The organism is Streptomyces sp. NBC_01298 (assembly GCF_035978755.1).
Taxonomy (GTDB): domain Bacteria; phylum Actinomycetota; class Actinomycetes; order Streptomycetales; family Streptomycetaceae; genus Streptomyces.
The window spans coordinates 3,590,514-3,606,928 of sequence record NZ_CP108414.1 but is presented as its reverse complement, the minus strand read 5'-3'; the positions used below and the strand labels follow the sequence as shown (position 1 = coordinate 3,606,928).

The 16,415-nt window shown below is 72.3% G+C and carries 18 protein-coding genes; 8 read left to right on the top strand and 10 right to left on the bottom strand.

What is annotated here, in order from left to right; translation table 11 throughout:
- Positions 1-63: 63 nt before the first annotated feature.
- From OG730_RS16135 to OG730_RS16120, 4 genes are read right to left on the bottom strand one after another with little or no spacing between them, the layout of a single operon-like run.
- The gene (locus OG730_RS16135) at positions 64-684 is read right to left on the bottom strand and encodes a hypothetical protein (RefSeq protein WP_327304911.1); all 621 of its coding nucleotides are present in this window, start codon (positions 682-684) and stop codon (positions 64-66) included.
- A complete protein-coding gene (locus OG730_RS16130) occupies positions 671-2,299 on the bottom strand; it encodes a substrate-binding and vWA domain-containing protein (protein WP_327304910.1) in 1,629 nt (542 codons plus the stop codon). Before OG730_RS16130 ends, OG730_RS16135 begins: the two co-directional genes overlap by 14 nt.
- Positions 2,296-3,516, bottom strand: a complete 1,221-nt coding sequence (locus OG730_RS16125) for a toxic anion resistance protein (RefSeq protein WP_327304909.1) — start codon at positions 3,514-3,516, stop codon at positions 2,296-2,298. The genes OG730_RS16130 and OG730_RS16125 overlap by 4 nt, the downstream gene beginning before the upstream one ends.
- Positions 3,517-3,531: 15 nt before the next feature.
- Positions 3,532-4,611 (bottom strand): hypothetical protein, encoded by a 1,080-nt coding sequence (locus tag OG730_RS16120; protein ID WP_327304908.1) that lies wholly within the window; start codon positions 4,609-4,611, stop codon positions 3,532-3,534.
- Between the two features lie 143 nt (positions 4,612-4,754).
- Here OG730_RS16120 and OG730_RS16115 point away from each other — a divergent pair, with 143 nt between their 5' ends.
- Complete coding sequence (locus OG730_RS16115) at positions 4,755-5,246, top strand: hypothetical protein (RefSeq protein ID WP_327304907.1); 492 nt, start codon at positions 4,755-4,757, stop codon at positions 5,244-5,246.
- Between the two features lie 256 nt (positions 5,247-5,502).
- On the opposite strand, the gene OG730_RS16110 is transcribed toward OG730_RS16115, so the two are convergent.
- On the bottom strand, positions 5,503-5,901 hold the full coding sequence (locus tag OG730_RS16110; RefSeq protein ID WP_327304906.1) for an SCO4983 family protein: 399 nt from the start codon (positions 5,899-5,901) through the stop codon (positions 5,503-5,505).
- A gap of 257 nt (positions 5,902-6,158) precedes the next feature.
- Between OG730_RS16110 and OG730_RS16105 the strand changes: the two genes are divergently transcribed.
- On the top strand, positions 6,159-7,286 hold the full coding sequence (locus OG730_RS16105; RefSeq protein ID WP_327304905.1) for a polyprenyl synthetase family protein: 1,128 nt from the start codon (positions 6,159-6,161) through the stop codon (positions 7,284-7,286).
- A complete protein-coding gene (locus OG730_RS16100) occupies positions 7,283-7,927 on the top strand; it encodes a biliverdin-producing heme oxygenase (RefSeq protein WP_327304904.1) in 645 nt (214 codons plus the stop codon). Before OG730_RS16105 ends, OG730_RS16100 begins: the two co-directional genes overlap by 4 nt.
- A gap of 105 nt (positions 7,928-8,032) precedes the next feature.
- Here OG730_RS16100 and OG730_RS16095 read toward each other — a convergent pair whose 3' ends face one another.
- On the bottom strand, positions 8,033-9,244 hold the full coding sequence (locus tag OG730_RS16095; protein ID WP_266880808.1) for a pyridoxal phosphate-dependent aminotransferase: 1,212 nt from the start codon (positions 9,242-9,244) through the stop codon (positions 8,033-8,035).
- A 259-nt stretch (positions 9,245-9,503) separates the two neighbouring features.
- Between OG730_RS16095 and OG730_RS16090 the strand changes: the two genes are divergently transcribed.
- Complete coding sequence (locus OG730_RS16090; RefSeq protein WP_327304903.1) at positions 9,504-9,872, top strand: hypothetical protein; 369 nt, start codon at positions 9,504-9,506, stop codon at positions 9,870-9,872.
- A 153-nt stretch (positions 9,873-10,025) separates the two neighbouring features.
- Here the strand turns inward: OG730_RS16090 and OG730_RS16085 are convergent, their stop codons facing one another.
- Positions 10,026-10,277, bottom strand: a complete 252-nt coding sequence (locus OG730_RS16085; RefSeq protein WP_327304902.1) for a DeoR family transcriptional regulator — start codon at positions 10,275-10,277, stop codon at positions 10,026-10,028.
- A 2-nt stretch (positions 10,278-10,279) separates the two neighbouring features.
- Positions 10,280-11,491 carry a PTS transporter subunit EIIC gene (locus tag OG730_RS16080; RefSeq protein ID WP_327309285.1) on the bottom strand — a complete coding sequence of 404 codons (1,212 nt, stop codon included), beginning with the start codon at positions 11,489-11,491 and terminating at the stop codon, positions 10,280-10,282.
- A 310-nt stretch (positions 11,492-11,801) separates the two neighbouring features.
- On the opposite strand from OG730_RS16080, the gene OG730_RS16075 reads away from it, so the two are divergent.
- The 3 genes from OG730_RS16075 (at position 11,802) to OG730_RS16065 (ending at position 14,283) form a co-directional block, all read left to right on the top strand.
- Positions 11,802-12,278: a macro domain-containing protein gene (locus OG730_RS16075; RefSeq protein WP_327304901.1), complete on the top strand. Its 477-nt coding sequence runs from the start codon at positions 11,802-11,804 to the stop codon at positions 12,276-12,278.
- Positions 12,279-12,454: 176 nt separating this feature from the next.
- Positions 12,455-12,940 carry a hypothetical protein gene (locus OG730_RS16070; protein WP_327304900.1) on the top strand — a complete coding sequence of 162 codons (486 nt, stop codon included), beginning with the start codon at positions 12,455-12,457 and terminating at the stop codon, positions 12,938-12,940.
- Between the two features lie 95 nt (positions 12,941-13,035).
- On the top strand, positions 13,036-14,283 hold the full coding sequence (locus OG730_RS16065) for an NAD(P)/FAD-dependent oxidoreductase (RefSeq protein ID WP_327304899.1): 1,248 nt from the start codon (positions 13,036-13,038) through the stop codon (positions 14,281-14,283).
- Here OG730_RS16065 and OG730_RS16060 read toward each other — a convergent pair.
- Entirely contained in the window at positions 14,280-14,975 is a 696-nt protein-coding gene (locus tag OG730_RS16060; RefSeq protein WP_327304898.1) for a DUF4386 domain-containing protein, read from the bottom strand. The genes OG730_RS16065 and OG730_RS16060 overlap by 4 nt on opposite strands.
- A 130-nt stretch (positions 14,976-15,105) precedes the next feature.
- Between OG730_RS16060 and OG730_RS16055 the strand changes: the two genes are divergently transcribed.
- A complete protein-coding gene (locus OG730_RS16055) occupies positions 15,106-15,801 on the top strand; it encodes a TetR/AcrR family transcriptional regulator C-terminal domain-containing protein (RefSeq protein WP_327304897.1) in 696 nt (231 codons plus the stop codon).
- On the opposite strand, the gene OG730_RS16050 is transcribed toward OG730_RS16055, so the two are convergent.
- Positions 15,788-16,324 (bottom strand): nitroreductase/quinone reductase family protein, encoded by a 537-nt coding sequence (locus OG730_RS16050; RefSeq protein WP_327304896.1) that lies wholly within the window; start codon positions 16,322-16,324, stop codon positions 15,788-15,790. The two genes, OG730_RS16055 and OG730_RS16050, sit on opposite strands and share 14 nt — an antisense overlap.
- Between the last annotated feature and the right edge of the window lie 91 nt (positions 16,325-16,415).

The window sequence follows — 16,415 nt, the reverse complement described above, 5'->3', positions numbered from 1 at the left end:
CGCCCCCACCGAACTCCCGCGGCCGGCTGTCCCCGGCCACGGGTTGACGCGGGATTCCCCGACTCAGGACTCCCTGCGACCTTCCAAGTAGGTCGTGTGCGTCTGCTGACGGCGGGCCTCCGTTTCACGGAGGTCCGCCGTCATGCGTTCCGCTTCCTCCCGCAGCAGCGTCAGCTGCCGCTCCAGGTGGCGCTCGGGCGATTCGCCGCCCGCCGTGAGCCGGGTCCACCAGCGCGTCCGGTTGTAGGTGTCCACGCACTCCGGCACGTCCGTGCGGATGGCCCGGGTCAGCGCGTGCACCGCCTCCGGATCGGCGGCCAGGACCCCCGCCACCCAGCCCGGCTCCAGCATCGCCGCGTACAGCGCCAGCAGCCCGGCCAGCACCCCGGCCGGCTCGGCCGGCAGGTCCACCTCGCCGACGTACTCCTCGAGCCGCGCGAAGTCGTCCCGTACGAAGCCCAGTTGCTCGGCGGGCTCCGGCGGTACCGGCGGCGCCGGCACCTCCGGCGGGGCGACGAGCGCGCCCGCCCCGTACAGCCCGGCGACCACCACCGGCCAGTACGTGCCGGCCACCCCGGTGAGGGTCAGACCCACCCCGACGACGCCGCAGGCGCTGCCGGCCAGGTTCTTCTTCGACTCCAGGTACTTGAGAAGGTTCGCCTTCAGTGCCCTACTGGTAGCCACGGATCTCCTCGAAGGCTCCGTCCAGCGAACCGTTGCCCTCGGTGGCGTCGAAGAGCCGCCCGCCGGTCAGTTCGGTGATGTGGGCGAGTTCCTTGCGGTCCGAGTCGCCGAACAGCACCGCGAAGACCGGGGTGTGCTTCTGCGCCTCGGGCAGCCCCGCGTAGAAGGCGTCGAACTGCTTGGCCCCGGCGCCCGCGGTGTTCTCGCCGTCCGTCATCAGCACGATCGAGGTGAACGCGTCCGCGTTGCCCTTGCCGAGCTGCTGGTACGCCGCCTGCAGACTGCTGTAGATGGCCGTACCGCCGTCCGGCGCCAGCGCCTTCACGTCTCCCCGGATCGCGTCCAGCGCCGCTCCGGGGTTGCCCGGTTCGACCGTGTGCGTCAGGACCTTCTTCACCTTGTCACCGAAGGGCAGCAGCGTGACCTCCTCGCGGTCCCGGAACCGCTCGCCGGTTCCCGAACTCCCCGTCCCCGTCAGGTCGGTGAGCGCCGACTTCAGCCGGCCGATCCGGTCCTCCTCGGCCATCGACCCCGAGGTGTCCAGCACGTACACCGTGCGCGAGGGGCGGCGCAGCTCGTTCTCGTAGCTGGCCAGCAGCCCGTCCGCCACCGAGCGGGTACCCGGGAAGGGGAGCTCGCGGCGCTTGTCCGGGTCCAGCCCGGCCGCCGGGGTCACCCCGGCCGCTACGGGCCGCCGGAAGGTCTTCTCGGTGATCGCCTTCTGCGCCTCGGCGCCGCTCAGGTACTCGGTCAGCGCACGCCCCGACTCGCGGGCCCCGGCCGGGGCCGAGGTCAGCAGGGTCAGCGGGTAGTGGGCTGTGACCACGCCGTCGACCGGCCGGATCACCGTCAGGTTCGTCTTCGCGTCCCGGTTCATGGACAGCAGCACCGACTCGTAGTTCACCAGCGCGTCCACGTCCCCGCGCTGGGTGTAGGCCGCGGCCAGCCAGCCCGAGGAGCCCGAGGTCAGCTTCTGCCCGGTGAAGAACCCCTTCAGCATCGGCTGCGCCTTCGCCACGTCGGCGTCGGTCAGCGCCGCCTGTGCGCCCGAGAGCCCGGAGGCCACCGAAATCAGCGCGGAGAAACCGGAGTTGGAGCGCACCGGGTCGGTCATCCCGTACGTCAGCTTCCCGGCGGCCACGGCCTCGTGGACCGCCGACCAGGTCACCGACCCGGGCTTCCAGCCCAGCCGGGCCAGCGCCTCGGGCTTCACGCCGAGGGCGACCGGCGAGGACATCACCGGGGTCTCGCTCGACAGCTTGCCCGCGGCCTCGGGCCGCAGCCGCAGGTAGTCGTTGGAGGACAGCCAGATGGCGTCGTACGTGCCGTCCGCCTTGCCGGAGGCGATCTGCTCGACCGCGTCGAGGGTGCCCGACGTGGTCAGCTCCACGCCGACCCCGGTGGCGGCCTTCGCCGCCTTCAGCACCTCGTCCATGTCGGACAGCTCGCTGGAGGCCAGGACGCGCAGCTTGCCCTCCTGGTACGCGGTCTGCTTCGGCTTCGGGTGGTCGTCGTCCGTCGCGCAGGCGCTCGCCCCGAGCAGGGTGGCGGCGAGCGCCACCGCCGCGGCGAGCCGTCGGCGCATCACGGCGCCGCGGATGCTCATGCCGTTCATCGGGCGTCGCCGCCTTCCAGGGCGCTCGCGGTGCGGGTGCGCGCGAGGTATGCGGAGGCGTTTTGGAGTTCGCCGGTGAGGGACTCCACGGTGGCGGCCATGTTCTCGGTGGCCTGCACCTTGAAGGTGTCGATGGTGTCGAGCGTCTTGTAGATCTGGGCGAAGGCCGTCCGCAGCGTTTCCGCGCCGACGGCCGGATCGGCGGCGATCCGCTGGATCTCCCCGCTCTGCGTGGACAGCATCTCCGCGTTGCCGCGGATCAGGCTCTCGGTGGTGTCGCGCAGGGTGTCGATCTGCTTGATGACCTCGCCCTGGGTGTTCAGGGCCTGCGCCAGCATCACGGCGATCCGCAGCGCGGACACCGTGGTGGTCGCGGCCCGGTCGACGCCCTTGATCAGCTCTTCGTTGTTGCGCCGGACCACGTCCATCGCCAGGTAGCCCTGCGCGCAGACGGCCAGCTGGGTCAGCAGGTCCTGGTGCTTCTGCCGTACGGGGAACAGCACGTCCACGCGCAGCGCGTCGGCCTGCCGCGGGTCGCTCTGGCCGGCGATCCGCTCTTCGACGGCCGCGTCCAGTGCCTCGGTGAGCACCGCGTACTCCTGGAGCTTGCCCATGGTCTCCCACAGGCGGGCCCGCTCGGTGTGCAGGGCGGCGTTGTCGCGGCGCAGCTCGTCCTGGCCGCCGCGCAGCGCGCCGACGATCCGGTTGAGGGTGGTCTGCGAGGAGGCGTACTTGGCCACGTGGTCGCGGAACTTGTTGCCGCCGGGCAACTTGGAGAGCAGCTTGCGCACTCCCTTGGTGGAGCTGCCGGAGCTGCTGGAGCTGCCGGAGCTGCCGCTCGGGTCCAAGTCCTCCACAGTGCGGCGCAGTTCGACCAACGAGCCGGCGACGCGGGCCTGTGCGTCGCCGCCGCCGTCCGTGTCGAGGGAGCGGACGGCCCGCTCCAGCATGCGGTTGGACTGCTGGGCGGCGCCGCGGATGTCGGCGGAGCCGAGCCCGGAGATCTCCCCGATGCGGGTGGCGAACTCGGGGGAGCGGCTGTCGATGCCGGCCAGCGAGCCGACGTACTCCCCGGCCCGGCGGGCCATCTCCTCGCGCACCCCGTCCTGGAGCGGTACCAGGCCGGAGGCCTGCTCCCGCTTGACGGGGGCCACGGGCTCGGGGGCGGTGAGGACGAGCGGGCTGTCCGCGCCGCCTTCGGGCGGTGTCAATGTCATGGTGTTCTGATCCCCCTATCCCTTGGCGCGCGCGGCCAGCGCCATCAGGACCTTGACGGTCGGTGCGCTGACCTGGCGGATGCCGGTGAGCTCCGACTTGAGGTACGCGGTGTGCGGCGCGGTGGCGGTGTTGAACTCGGCCACGCCCTCCGTCGGCCGGAACCCGTGGCGGACCACGAGCGAGCGCAGCTTCGGGTCGGTGGCCAGCAGGTTGCCGAGCTCCGTGGCCTTCTCGCTGATCGGCACGAAGGTGTGCGGGGAGTTCACGGTGGTGTCGGGGTACAGGACCACCATGTCGCCCGGATCCTGCTTCTGCTGGAGCAGGCTGGCCACTTGGGCCTCGTAGGCGAGGATGAGCGGTTCGCCGCTGCCGCTGATGAAGGCGCGGAAGGGGCCGTCGGTGCTCTGTTCCAGGGCGCCCTGGACGGAGATCAGCTTCTTCATCAGGGGCGCGGTCCGCTCGATGCCGGCGTCGTCGGAGACGACGGTCGAGCCGTTGGCGACGTTCGAGGCGGTGGCGAGGAAGAGGGCGCCCGAGTTGGAGGTGGTGGGGTCGGTGGTCTTGATGAACACCGTGCCGCCCAGCTCCGGGTAGGCGCTGGTCCCGCCCTGGAGCTCCTGCCAGGTCTTGGCCTCGCCGGCGGCCTTGAGGAAGGGGCCGAGGAGGAGGGTGCCGGAGTTCTTGCCGGACATCTTCGCCAGGCCGTGGTCGCTGAGCACCTTGGCCGCGTTGGAGCGGGCGATGACGACGAGCGGGGAGAAGAAGGGCTTGGTGTTCTGCGCGCCCTTGACCCCCGCCTTCTCCTCGATCTCCGCGCTCGGTTCACTGCTGCTGGGGAAGGCGAAATCGAAGTCCTTCAGGGCGAGTTGGTTCATCGCCCAGGAGCCCGAGGTTTCGGTCTTCACGGTGTAGCCCTTGTCAGCAAGGGCCTTGACGACGTCGGGGTCGCGGAAGAACTCGGACTTCTCCGAACCGATGACGCCACGCACGGTCTTCGTTGCCGTGCCCTCCGGCTTCTTTCCTCCGATGGCGATGACGGCGATCACGCCGCCCACCAGGAGGACCGCCAGGGCGATTCCTAGGATGCGTCTCACGGGTGCAGAGTGCTCGCGGAAACCCACATTCCGCGATGAGTTGAGTGAACGCCGGGTGACGAGGCGGTCCCACTTCGAAATGCTGTGTGGGCCCGTGAGTGCTGGTGACCGGGGCGGGCGCCCGGGAGGATCGTGGCATGGGCGTGAGCGCGTTGAAGTGGCAGGGCTGGCTGGTCGCCCTGGTGTTCGTGGCGGGACTGCTGGTCTTCGCCCCGCTGGGGCTGTACGTGTGGGCGGGCAGTGCCCCCGCCGCGCGGCCGGCGGGGGCCGCGCGGGGCGATGTACGGATCACCGGTTGCCGGATCGATCCGGCGAGCCGGCGCGTGGTCGCCTCGGTCGAAGCGGTCAACGGCTTCCCGGAGCCGGGGGCGTATGTCGTCACCGTGGAGTTCCGCGAGCCGCCGGCGGCGACCGTGCGGGGTGTCCCGGAGTCCCGGGGCCCCGAGGTGCCGGCCCCTATGGCCCGGGGGCCGCAGACGCTGGTGAGGATCCCGGGTGTCCGCCCGGCCGCGACGGAGCGAGCCGAGGCGGTAGGCCCGGTCTGGCCCCCGGCCACGATCCCCTGGTGCGGCATCGCCGCAGCTGCCTTCGCCCCGGACCCGCCCGGAGCGCAATTCAGCCCGTCCGGCGTTTGAGGACCGGGTCCGGGCGGAGCCCGGGGACGCTCTCAGCCCCGCCGGCGTTTGAGGCGCGGGTCCGGGCGGAGCCAGGGGAACGGTGGAAGGGCGGGTAGGGGACAAGCCCCGCAGGGTCGGTCCGGTCCCGCCGTGAAGGGGTCGGCACGGGTGGCGGGGCCCCTACGCGCCGGCCGCGGCCGAGGCGGGGTGCACCTTCAAGCCCCGCAGGGTGTGGCGCCCGGTCCGGAGCCTCCGCGGCCCCGGACCGGGGCCGTCAGTGGGCGCCGACGAGGTCGAGCGCGGCGGCGTGCGCGTCCATGCGCTCGGCGGCGAGGATCGCGACCGTGGTGTCGGCGCGCGAGGCGGCGACGAGCAGGGCGCGGGCGGCGAGGTCGTGGGCACGCTGGTGCAGCGCGGCGGCGGCCCCGGCGTCCGGCTCCTGGCCGGGGCACAGGGCCGCGCGGGCGGGCTCGGCCCCGCGCAGGCGGGTGACCTGGGCGGCGAGGACGGCGGCGGCCTCGTCGAGGCCGAGCTCGTCGGTCACGGCGAGCAGCGCGGCGAGATGCCCGGCGAGCTGGATGTCCAGGGCTTCGGCGCGGCTGCTGCGGGGGTACTCGCTGCGGTGGACGCCTATGCGGGGGTCGACCGCCTTGGTGCGAATCGGCTCGTACATCGGTGCCTCCTGCGTGGTCAGGAGACCATCCTACATTGGATTGGTTCTAAAGTTGAGCTGAATCTTGATCCTGCGCGTCGGCTTGAACGCGTCTTGTCGTCCCCGCCGGTAACGTTCAACCTTCTACTTTCAGTGCACGTATGTGCGGAAGTGCGTGCAGGTTGACGGTATTGATATTCGGGGTGGGCGCAATGGCTGGGGCCGGGGATGTGTCAGGTGTGTCGAGCCTGTCGGCCATATCGGGTGTAGAGGCTGTGGTGCGGAGCGATGCGGCGCTCCTGGAGGAGGACCTGGCGGCCTTCCTGGCCTCCTTGCTCACCCCGGCCGCGCCGCGATCGGTCTACGCGGCGGCGCTGGGGCGTTCCCTGTACGCGCCGGTCGCCGACGCCGTCGGTTCGAAGGTGGGCCAGGAGGCCCTGGCGCCGGCCGCGGGAGCGCCCGCGGGCCGGGCCCCGTTGCGGCCCTCGATGGTGTTCTGGGCCTACCGCAACTACCGGGGCTTCCCCGACGCGGCGGGCGATGAGGCTTCCGCCGCGGACCTGACCGCGGACCTGGCCGCGGACCTGGCCGCGATCCGCCGCGCGGCGGTGGCGGTGCGCGTGCTGCTGAAGGCCGCGGTCGCCCTCGACGACATCCAGGACGGGAGCGGCGTCCGCTACGGCGAGCCCGCCCTCCACGTCACCCACGGTGTCCCGCTCGCCCTCAACACGGGCTCTCTGCTGATCACCGCGGCGCTGGAGCACGCGGCCGAGCCGGCCGTGGTGCGGAGCCTGCTGCGGTCGGTCGGCCGGGGCTTCACGGGCCAGGCCGTCGACGTGTCCACGCGTACCGAGCTCACGCGCGCGGAACTGCTGGCCGCGCCCCTCGCCGAGCGGGTGGCCTTCTGGGAGTCGGTGGCCGCGCTCAAGACGGGCACGCTGTTCCGGATGCCGCTGGACGCGGCGCTGGCGGCCCTGGGCGTCGTGGAGGGCGAGCGGCGGGTCCTGGACGGGGCGATGCGCGACCTCGGACTGGCCAGCCAGCTGTTCAACGACCTGACCGACTTCGTGCCCGAGTTCGGCGGCCGGGGCACCCACGAGGACTACGGCCAGCTGAGCAACCGCGTCTTCCTCGAACTGCTCGACACCGCTCCCGGCGGCGGGCTGGGGCCGGGGGAGCTGGTGGGGGCGCGGCTGAAGGAGTTCGTGCTCGGACATCCGGACCTGCGGCCCACGCTCCTGCGCCTCGCGGCCCGGGCGGTGGAGCTGAAGAGCTCGGCGATGGAGGCGGTGCGCGGCGTGTGCCGTTGCGAGCGGAGCGCGCGCTACTTCGACGTGACCATCGAACGCAAGGGCCACCTCATCGACCGGCTGCACACGACGCTCCTGAAGGGCGAAGGCGCATGAACCCCACGGACCGCGGCACGGTGGCCGAGCGCATCCGGGCGAGCACCCGCGGCCGGCACGCGGAGCTGGAGGGCACGCCCTTCTCCGCCGCGATGCTCGCCGGGACGCTCCCGCTCGACCGGTACGTCGACCAGCTCGCCGCCTACCGGACGGTCCTGGATGCCCTGGAGGGCGAACTGTCCCGCGCCACCGCCCCGTCCCTGACCTCGGTGTGGTCGGCGGAGCTGGTCAAGATCCCCTGCATAGACCGCGACCTGATGCACTTCGCCGAGGACGGGGTGTTCCCCGGGTCCCGCGCCGGAGCGCCGGCGGTCGCCTTCGCGCGGGAGATCCGCGCCGCCGCGGCCTCGGACCCCCTGGCCCTGCTCGGGTTCCTCTACGTACTGGAGGGCTCCACGATGGGCGGCGCGATCCTGCGCCGGTACGTCACCGAGGCGTACGGGCTGCGGGACACGGACGGCGTGGCGTACTACGCCAGTGGTGACCGCGAGCGCTGGGCCCGCTTCACGGCGCGCCTGGACGAGGCGCTGCACGGGCGGGCGGAGCAGGACGGCGTGGTCACCGCGGCCGGCCGGGCCTACCGCCACATCGCCGCGATCTCCGCGGCCCTGTCCACCGGACTCGGCGCCGCCGCCGCGTAGAACGGGGCGCGGAACCGGGCGCAGGACGCCGCGCAGAACGGCGCGGCCCCCGCGCGCGGCCCGTGTGTCCGGGGTCGCGGGCGGGGGCCGCCGGGCCGGTCCGTCCTAGGGCTGGCTGTACCCGTCGAGGAAGTTGCCGATCCGGGTGACCGCGTCGGCGAGGTCCTTCGCGTTGGGCAGGGTCACGATCCGGAAGTGGTCGGGCTCGGGCCAGTTGAAGCCCGTACCGTGCACGACCATGATCTTTTCCTCGCGCAGCAGGTCGAGGACCATCTGCCGGTCGTCCTTGATCTTGTAGACGGACGGGTCCAGCTTCGGGAAGAGGTAGAGCGCGCCCTTGGGCTTCACGCAGGTGATGCCGGGGATCTGCGTCAGCAGGTCGTAGGCCGTGTCGCGCTGCTCCAGGATCCGCCCGCCGGGCAGCACCAGGTCGTTGATCGACTGCCGTCCGCCGAGGGCGGTGGCGATGGCGTGCTGGGAGGGCATGTTGGCGCAGAGCCGCATGTTCGCCAGGATCGTCAGGCCCTCGATGTACGACGAGGCGTGCTTCTTGGGCCCGCACACCGCCATCCAGCCCGACCGGTAGCCGGCGACGCGGTAGTTCTTGGAGAGCCCGTTGAAGGTGAGCGTCAGCAGGTCCGGTGCGATGGCGGCGGTGTTCGTGTGCGTGGCGCCGTCGTAGAGGATCCGGTCGTAGATCTCGTCCGAGCAGACGATGAGGTTGTGCCGGCGGGCGATGTCGGTGAGCCCGCGCAGCATCTCGTCGTCGTAGACGGCGCCGGTCGGGTTGTTCGGGTTGATGATCACGATCGCGCGGGTGCGGTCGGTGACCTTGCGCTCGATGTCGGCGAGGTCCGGCATCCAGTCGGACTGCTCGTCGCAGCGGTAGTGCACGGCGGTGCCGCCGGCCAGGCTGACGGAGGCGGTCCACAGCGGGTAGTCCGGCGCGGGGACGAGCACCTCGTCGCCGTCGTCGAGCAGCGCCTGCATGGACATCTGGATCAGCTCGGAGACCCCGTTGCCGATGTAGACGTCCTCGACGTCCAGCTCGATGCCCTTGGTCTGGTAGTGCTGCATGACCGCACGGCGCGCCGAGAGCAGGCCCTTCGCGTCCCCGTAGCCGTGGGCGTTGCCCAGGTTGCGGAGCATGTCCTCAAGGATCTCCGGCGGGCACTCGAAGCCGAAGGCCGCGGGGTTGCCGGTGTTGAGCTTGAGGATGCGATGACCTGCTGCTTCGAGCCGCATCGCCTCTTCGAGCACGGGGCCGCGGATCTCGTAGCAGACATTGGCGAGTTTCGTTGACTGGATCACCTGCATGACGGGAGCTTACGGGTCCGGGTGCGGGCGCGCTCCGCTATTAGACCCGGAGCGGAGGGGTGCATCGCGGACCGATATGTCCCCTTTCGCGCAAAGCTTCGGTACGGGCGCCACGAGCCCTTGGAAATCGGGGCCGCCGCCCCGCTCCGGCCTGCGGAATGGGTGGGCCCGGCGGAGGGGGCCGGAATGGTGTTGCGCTCGTCACCCTGCCGGCCTGAAGGTGTCGGCGGCGCGCGGCGGTGATCAAAGGGAGCGGGACATGCGGGAGATGGGCGATGCGAGGGCGGACCTCGCCTCGGTGCTGCGCTTCGCGACGGAGCTGTGCGCCTGGGTGGCGGCTCCGTGGGCCCTGGCCGGCTGGTCGGTGACGGCGGCGGTGGCGAGCGTGGTGCTGCTGATCGGGCTGCCCACGGTGTTCTCGACCCCGGGGGACAAGGCCCAGGTGATCGTCGCGGTACCGGGCGGGGTGACGATCGCGCTGGTGCTGCTCCAGCTCGTGGTGGCCGTGGCGGCGTCCTGGTCGGCCTGGCCAGCGTGGGCGGCCGCCCCGGTGACCGCCCTGGCGTTGGCCTGCCTGATCACGGAACGCCCCCGCTGGCGCGGGCTGCTGGCGGCGGCGCGGGCCTGAGGGACGCGGGCCTGAGGGGGGCGGGCCTGAGGGACGTGGGCCTGAGGGGGGCGCGGGCGCGGTCGAAGCGGGAGTGGGGACGGCCGAACGCGAAAAGGGGCGGGGCGCCACTGGTCGGTCAGTGGTGCCCCGCCCCTGCTTTCGGAGTGGAACTCAGGCGGTGCCGGTCAGGTCCGCCGCGGCTTGCGGGTCGGCCGTAGCGATGGCTCCGGAGCGGATCCGCCGGACCCGGCCCTGGGCGTCCAGGTACTGGAGGTCCCGGTGGATGGTCATCCGGCTGACGCCCAGTTCCCGTACGAGTTCACCGACCCGTACGCGGCCCCTGGCCCGTACCGCTCCCGCGATCAGCTCGCGCCGCTCCTCGCAAGGCAGTCCCCGTCCGGGGGTGCGCTGCGCCGAGGGCACGGTTACTTCGCCTCGGCCTTGAGCAGCTCGGCCAGCTCCTCGTCGGACTCGCGGCCCGGCGTCGGGAGGTTCCACTTGGTGATGGCGAAGCGGAAGACGAAGTAGTAGAGCGCCGCGAAGCAGAGGCCGATGCCGGCCAGGCCCCACGGGTTGGTCGCGATGCCGAGGTTGAGGAAGAAGTCGATCGCGCCGGCCGAGAAGCCGAATCCGTCCTTCATTCCGAGCGCCCAGGTCAGGGCCAGGGAGACACCGGTCAGGACCGCGTGGATCGCGTAGAGCACCGGGGCGATGAACATGAAGGTGAACTCGATCGGCTCGGTGATGCCCGTGACGAAGGCGGTGAGCGCGAGGGAGAACATCATGCCGCCGACGACCTTGCGGCGCTCGGGGCGGGCGCAGTGGACGATCGCGAGGCAGGCCGCGGGGAGGGCGAACATCATGATCGGGAAGAAGCCGGTCATGAACTGTCCGGCGGTCGGGTCGCCGGCGAGGAAGCGGGCGATGTCGCCGTGCTTGCCGTCGAACTCGCCGGCCTGGTACCACGGGAAGGAGTTGACCAGGTGGTGCATGCCCACGGGGATCAGTGCACGGTTGACGACACCGAAGATGCCGGCGCCGACGGAGCCGGAGTTGACCAGCCATTCGCCGAGGCCGTGGATGCCCTTGCCGAGCACCGGCCAGATGAGACCGAAGACGATGCCGATGACCAGGCCCGCGAAGGAGGACAGGATCGGGACGAGGCGGCGGCCGCCGAAGAAGCCCGCCCAGTCCGGCAGCTTGGTCCGGTAGAACTTCTGGTAGAGCAGGGCGGTGACGACACCCATGACGACGCCGCCGAGGACGCCCGCGTTGACCGGGGCGTCGATCAGGGCGACCTTGTGGTCGACGACCGCCTCGATCTGCGGCACGTTGCCGTCGGTGAACTTGCCGAGCACGTTGGAGAAGACCACGTAGCCGGCGACGGCCGCGAGGCCGGTGGAACCGTCGGACTTCTTCGCGAAGCCCACCGCGATACCGACGGCGAACAGCAGCGCCAGGTTGTTGAAGACGGCGTTGCCGCCGGCGGACATGTACTTGGCTATCTCGTTGACCCAGTGCGGCATCGACGCGCTGCCCAGCATGTCGTCGTTGCCGAAGCGCATCAGCAGCGCGGCGGCCGGCAGTACGGCGATCGGCAGCATGAGGCTGCGGCCGAGGCGCTGCATGACCGCCATGGCGGCCGAGTTCTTCTTGGCAGACGGGGCCGTCTGCTCGGCTGTACTCACGGTGCTTCCTCCAGCGGAAACGGGGTGTGTTGCCAAGGCGGGCAGCGCTTGTGTGGGCTGGGCAACAGCTAAGGAAAATGCGCCATTTGCAGCGCGATGTTCCAGTTGTAACACGGTTAAAACCGCATAAACCCGTGGTGGGGAGGACTGTGGACCTACGACCCGGAGGCTGGGGCCGGAAGCCCCCCGAGGCTGGTGCCTTCCGGCGATGTCAGAGGGTCCGGGTACCTTGCGGGCAGGGGAGAGGAAGGGGGGCGGCATGCACGAGCCGACGATCGTCCGGGGGGACGCGAGCAGTCCGCAGGCCCGGGGGCCGAAGATCATCGCCCACGTCTGCAACGACCTCGGGGGCTGGGGGAAGGGCTTCGTCCTCGCGCTCTCGAAGCGCTGGAGCGAGCCGGAGGCGGCGTACCGGGCCTGGCACCGGGGCCGCGGCGGGAACGACTTCGCGCTCGGCGCGGTGCAGTTGGTCCAGGTCCGCCCGGACACCTGGGTCGCGAACATGATCGGCCAGCGCGGCATGCGCACCGGCAGCGGCGGCCCGCCGATCCGCTACGAGGCGGTCGAGCAATGCCTCGCACACCTGGCGGCCCACGCCGCCGAACTGGGCGCCTCCGTCCACATGCCCCGCATCGGCTGCGGCCTCGCGGGCGGCAAGTGGTCACGCGTGGAGCCCCTGATCCGCGACGGACTGTCCGCGAAGGGGATACCGGTCACGGTCTACGACTTCGGCTAGGTCGTCTCTTTCGGATCTTGTCGGCCGAGTCCGCGGCGTCTGGTGCGGTGCCAGACGTCGCGGGCCCGGCAAGATCCGAAAGAGACGACCTAGGCGTGGTCCATACCGGGAGGGTGGGACGGGTCGTGGGCGTGGGGCGGCGGTGCGGGGCGCGAAGGGTGCCACGCTCGTCGTCCATGGATGTGAGCACCTTCTACGCCCTCTTCTCCGCCACCTGCTTCACCCTGGTGGGCCTGTGGTGGAACGTCGTCCAGAGCCACCACGACTGGATGCGCGACCCGGCTCAGCGGCGCGTCGTCGGCGGGATCTACCTGTCCTTCCTGCTCCCCGCCCTGATGGGCCTGTTCGCCCAGGTCGGCGGCACGGAGCAGCCGCAGGTCTGGCGCGCGGCCTTCGTCGTCCTCGCGGTGATCGGCTGCGCGTGCACCCTGCGGCTGCTGGCCCGAGCGCGCGGCGACCGCTTCCTGACCTGGCAGCAGGCCGCCGCCACCCTGCTCTACGCCCTGATCGCCGTGGTCGGCGCCTTCCCCGAACTCGCCGACCCGGCGGGGCTGCGCCCCATCCAGGCCGAGGCGCTGATGCTGATCGGCCTGATCGCGCTGGGCCACACCCTGGTCTGGCGGTTCATGGCCGGAGAGGGCCGGGCCGCCGAGGAGCGGTAGGGGGGGAGGGGGCCGGGGCGCGCCGTGCATCCTCGGGGGCCGTGACGCCGGAAGTGGGGGTGGGGAGGACACCCCACACCGATGCGGAGGCCTTCATGAGCGGCTCGGACGAGGACAAGCCCGTGATCGTGGTCGGAGCCGGGCTCGCCGGTCTGACCTGCGCGCTCGACCTGGTCCGGTCGGGGCGGCGCGTCAGGGTCCTGGAGGCGGGCGACGCGGTGGGCGGCAGGATGCGCACCGATCACCGCGACGGATTCCTCCTGGACCGCGGATTCCAGGTCTTCAACACCTCGTATCCGCAGGTCAGGCGGCGCATCGCGGTGCGTTCCCTGCGGCTGCGCCCCTTCACGCCGGGCTTCCTGATCCACACCCGCAGCGGTCGGATCCGGCTGGCCGATCCCACCCGGCGGCCCGCCGGCGCCGCCGGCCTCCTGACCGGTGGGCACGGCCCGGGCGTCCGCGCACTGGCCGCCCTGGGTGCCTTGAGCGCGTTCGACGCGGTGGCGCCCGCCGCGGTCCTCAAGCGCCTGCCCGAGCGCACGACGCGTGCGGAGCTGGCCCGCAGGCACGTTCCCGACTCCCTGGTCGAGGGCCTGCTGCGGCCGTTCCTGGCCGGCGTCTTCCTGGAGGACGGGCTGGAAACCTCCAGCCGCATGTTCCACCTGACCTGGCGCAGCATGCTCAGGGGCACCCTCACCCTGCCGGCCGACGGCATCGGCGCCGTGCCCCGGCACCTGGCCGAGGGCCTCCCGCCGGGGTGCGTGGCACTGGGCGCGCCGGTGTCCTCCGTCACCGCGTCGGGCGTCGTCCTCGCCGACGGATCCGTGCTCGACGCGGCAGCCGTGGTCGTCGCCACGGCCCCGTCGGCGGCGAGCGCGCTGATCCCCGGGCTCCCCGCGGTGGCGACCCGAACCGTCACCACGTACCACCACGCGGCCCCCCGCTCGCCCCTCGGCGAGCCCACGCTGCTGCTGGACCAGCGACGGCGCTTCCTCAACACGTGCGTGCTGACGGACGTCGCCCCCACCTACGGAGGCGGCGGGCGGGCCCTCGTGTCCACCTCCGTGCTCGGCGCCGACGCGCCGGGTCGCGAAGCCGGGCTGCGCGAGGTCCTCGCGGAGGTCTACGCCGTCGGCACCGAGGCCTGGGAAACGGTGGCGACGACCACCGTCACCGACGCGCTGCCCGCGATGGTTCCCCCGTGGCCGCTCAGCCGCACCGGCCGGACCGCCTCGGGCGTGTACGTCTGCGGGGACCACCGCGCCACCGGCTCCGTACAGGGCGCCATGGCGTCCGGGACGCGCACGGCGCGCGAGGTGCAGGCGGATGTGGGGAAGGTCTAGGCCCCCGGGCGGTCGAGCGGATCCGGCGCGCCCGCGCCCGCGCCGGTTCCGGGGCCGAAGCCCCTGGCGATCAGCCAGCCGGCCAGTGACAGTTCCCAGGCGAAGACCGGGAGGGCGGCCGCCGCTCCCGCCGGGGAGAGCTGGTCGTAGGCGCCGAACATCACGGCCACGGCCGAGGCGCAGATCAGCGGGCCGCCGATCAGGCCGAGCACGGCGATGAAGCGGGGCACGAGCCGGGCGCGGTAGGCCACGTACGCGAGCAGGACGGTGTTCAGGCCGAGGGCGATGTTGGGGCCGAGCAGGAACGTCCACGCGTGCAAGGCCACCAGCGCGGCATCGGCGCCGTCCGCCGCCCCCGCTTCCCGCCGCAGGGTGACCAGTGCCAGGACGGCGACGATCCCGCCGACGATGACGGCAGCCTCCAGGAGCCGCCCGAAGGCGTACCCGAGCGCGAGCCCCTCGCCGCGGCGCCGCAGGACGGGGAACAGCGCCGCCCCGGTGCCGGCCACCGCCACCACCAGCACCACCTCGCAGAGCGCCCCGAGCAGGGCCCGCGTATCGGCGCCCGGCGCGAGGCTGCCGTCCGCCGCGCCCAGCAGGGGCCGGTACAGCGCCGCCCCGGCTATCGCGGCCACCTCGGTCAGCAGGAACAGCGACCCGGCGGCCACCGCGGTTCTCCGGTCGGGACTCATCTTCTCGGCACCCCTCGTTCGATGGAGGTGTACGCCGTACACCTTGCTGCGACCATAGGTGTACGTCGTACACTCGTCAAGGTGAGGGTGCCGTCGAGGACGGTCGAAGCCAGGGAAGGGGCCCACCGCGATGACCCGGCAGGAAGCCAAGGGCAAGGACACGGGGCGGATCCCCCTGAACAGGGACCGGGTCCTGCGTGCGGCCGTCGCGCTCGCCGACGCCACCGGCATCGACGCGCTCAGCATGCGCAGGCTCGCCCAGGAGCTGGACGTCGTACCGATGGCCCTCTACAAGCACGTGGCCAACAAGGAGGAGCTGCTCGACGGCATGGCCGACGCCGTCGTCGGCGAGATCGACCCGCCGGCCGCGGGCCCCGACTGGCGGCCCGTGGTCCGCGGGCGGATCCTCTCGGCCCGCCGGGTCCTGCTCCGCCACCCCTGGGCGGCCCGGGTCATCGAATCGCGGACCGGCCCCACCCCGGCGGTGCTGGCGTACCTGGACTCCATGGCCGGGCTCTTCCGGGCCGGCGGGCTCTCCGCCGACCTCACGCACCACGTCATGCACGCGATGGGCAGCCGCCTGCTCGGATTCAGCCAGGAGCTGTTCGACACCTCGGGGCCCTCCGGCCCACCGGACCCGGCGCTGGCGGCGCGCTTCCCGCACATCGCGGAACTGGCCGCGACCGCCGCCCACGACGACGGCTCCACCGTCGGCGGCGGCTGCGACGACCAGTTCGAGTTCGAGTTCGCCCTGGACCTGCTCCTGGACGGCTTCGAGAACCTCCGCCGCCGGGGCTGGAGCAGCCCGCGGGTCAGCGCTCGATGATGACCAGGGGGATCTCGCGGGGTGCGGCCGCCGCCTGGTGGTCCTCGTAGGCGGGCCACAGGGCGGTCAGCGCCTCCCAGTACGTCTCCCGCTCCGCCGGGGTCGCCGTGCGCGCGCGGGCCCGCGCGGTCAGGGCGCCCACCTGGAGGCGGACCTCGGGGTGGGCGGCGAGGTTGCGGTACCAGGAGGGGACGCCGGGCGTGCCGTCGGCCGCGGTGGCCAGCACGATGTGGCGGCCTTCGTCCCGCGCGTAGATCAGCGGGGTGCGGACGGGCCGCCCGGAGAGCCGGTCGAGGGTGGTCAGCAGGAGCGTCGGGACCCCGTGCCACAGGTGTCCGTCGGCGCCGGCGCTGTCCACGTACGCGCGCACGTGCGTGGAGGCCTGACCGGCCGGCGGGTCGGCCGGGCGGTCCCAGTCGGGGGACACCGGGGTGCCCGCACCGGCACCGGCGTCGGGGTGTGCGGGTGCGTGCTCGCGTGCGCGGGAGGTCGTGCCGGTCGTCTGCGTCGTGGGCATCGGCATCGTCGTCGTCCTTAGGAATCGGCCCCCGGGGCGCCTAACGAGCATCCATCGATTCTGGATGCGCACCGGCCCGTTCGCACCTCGGGGCGGA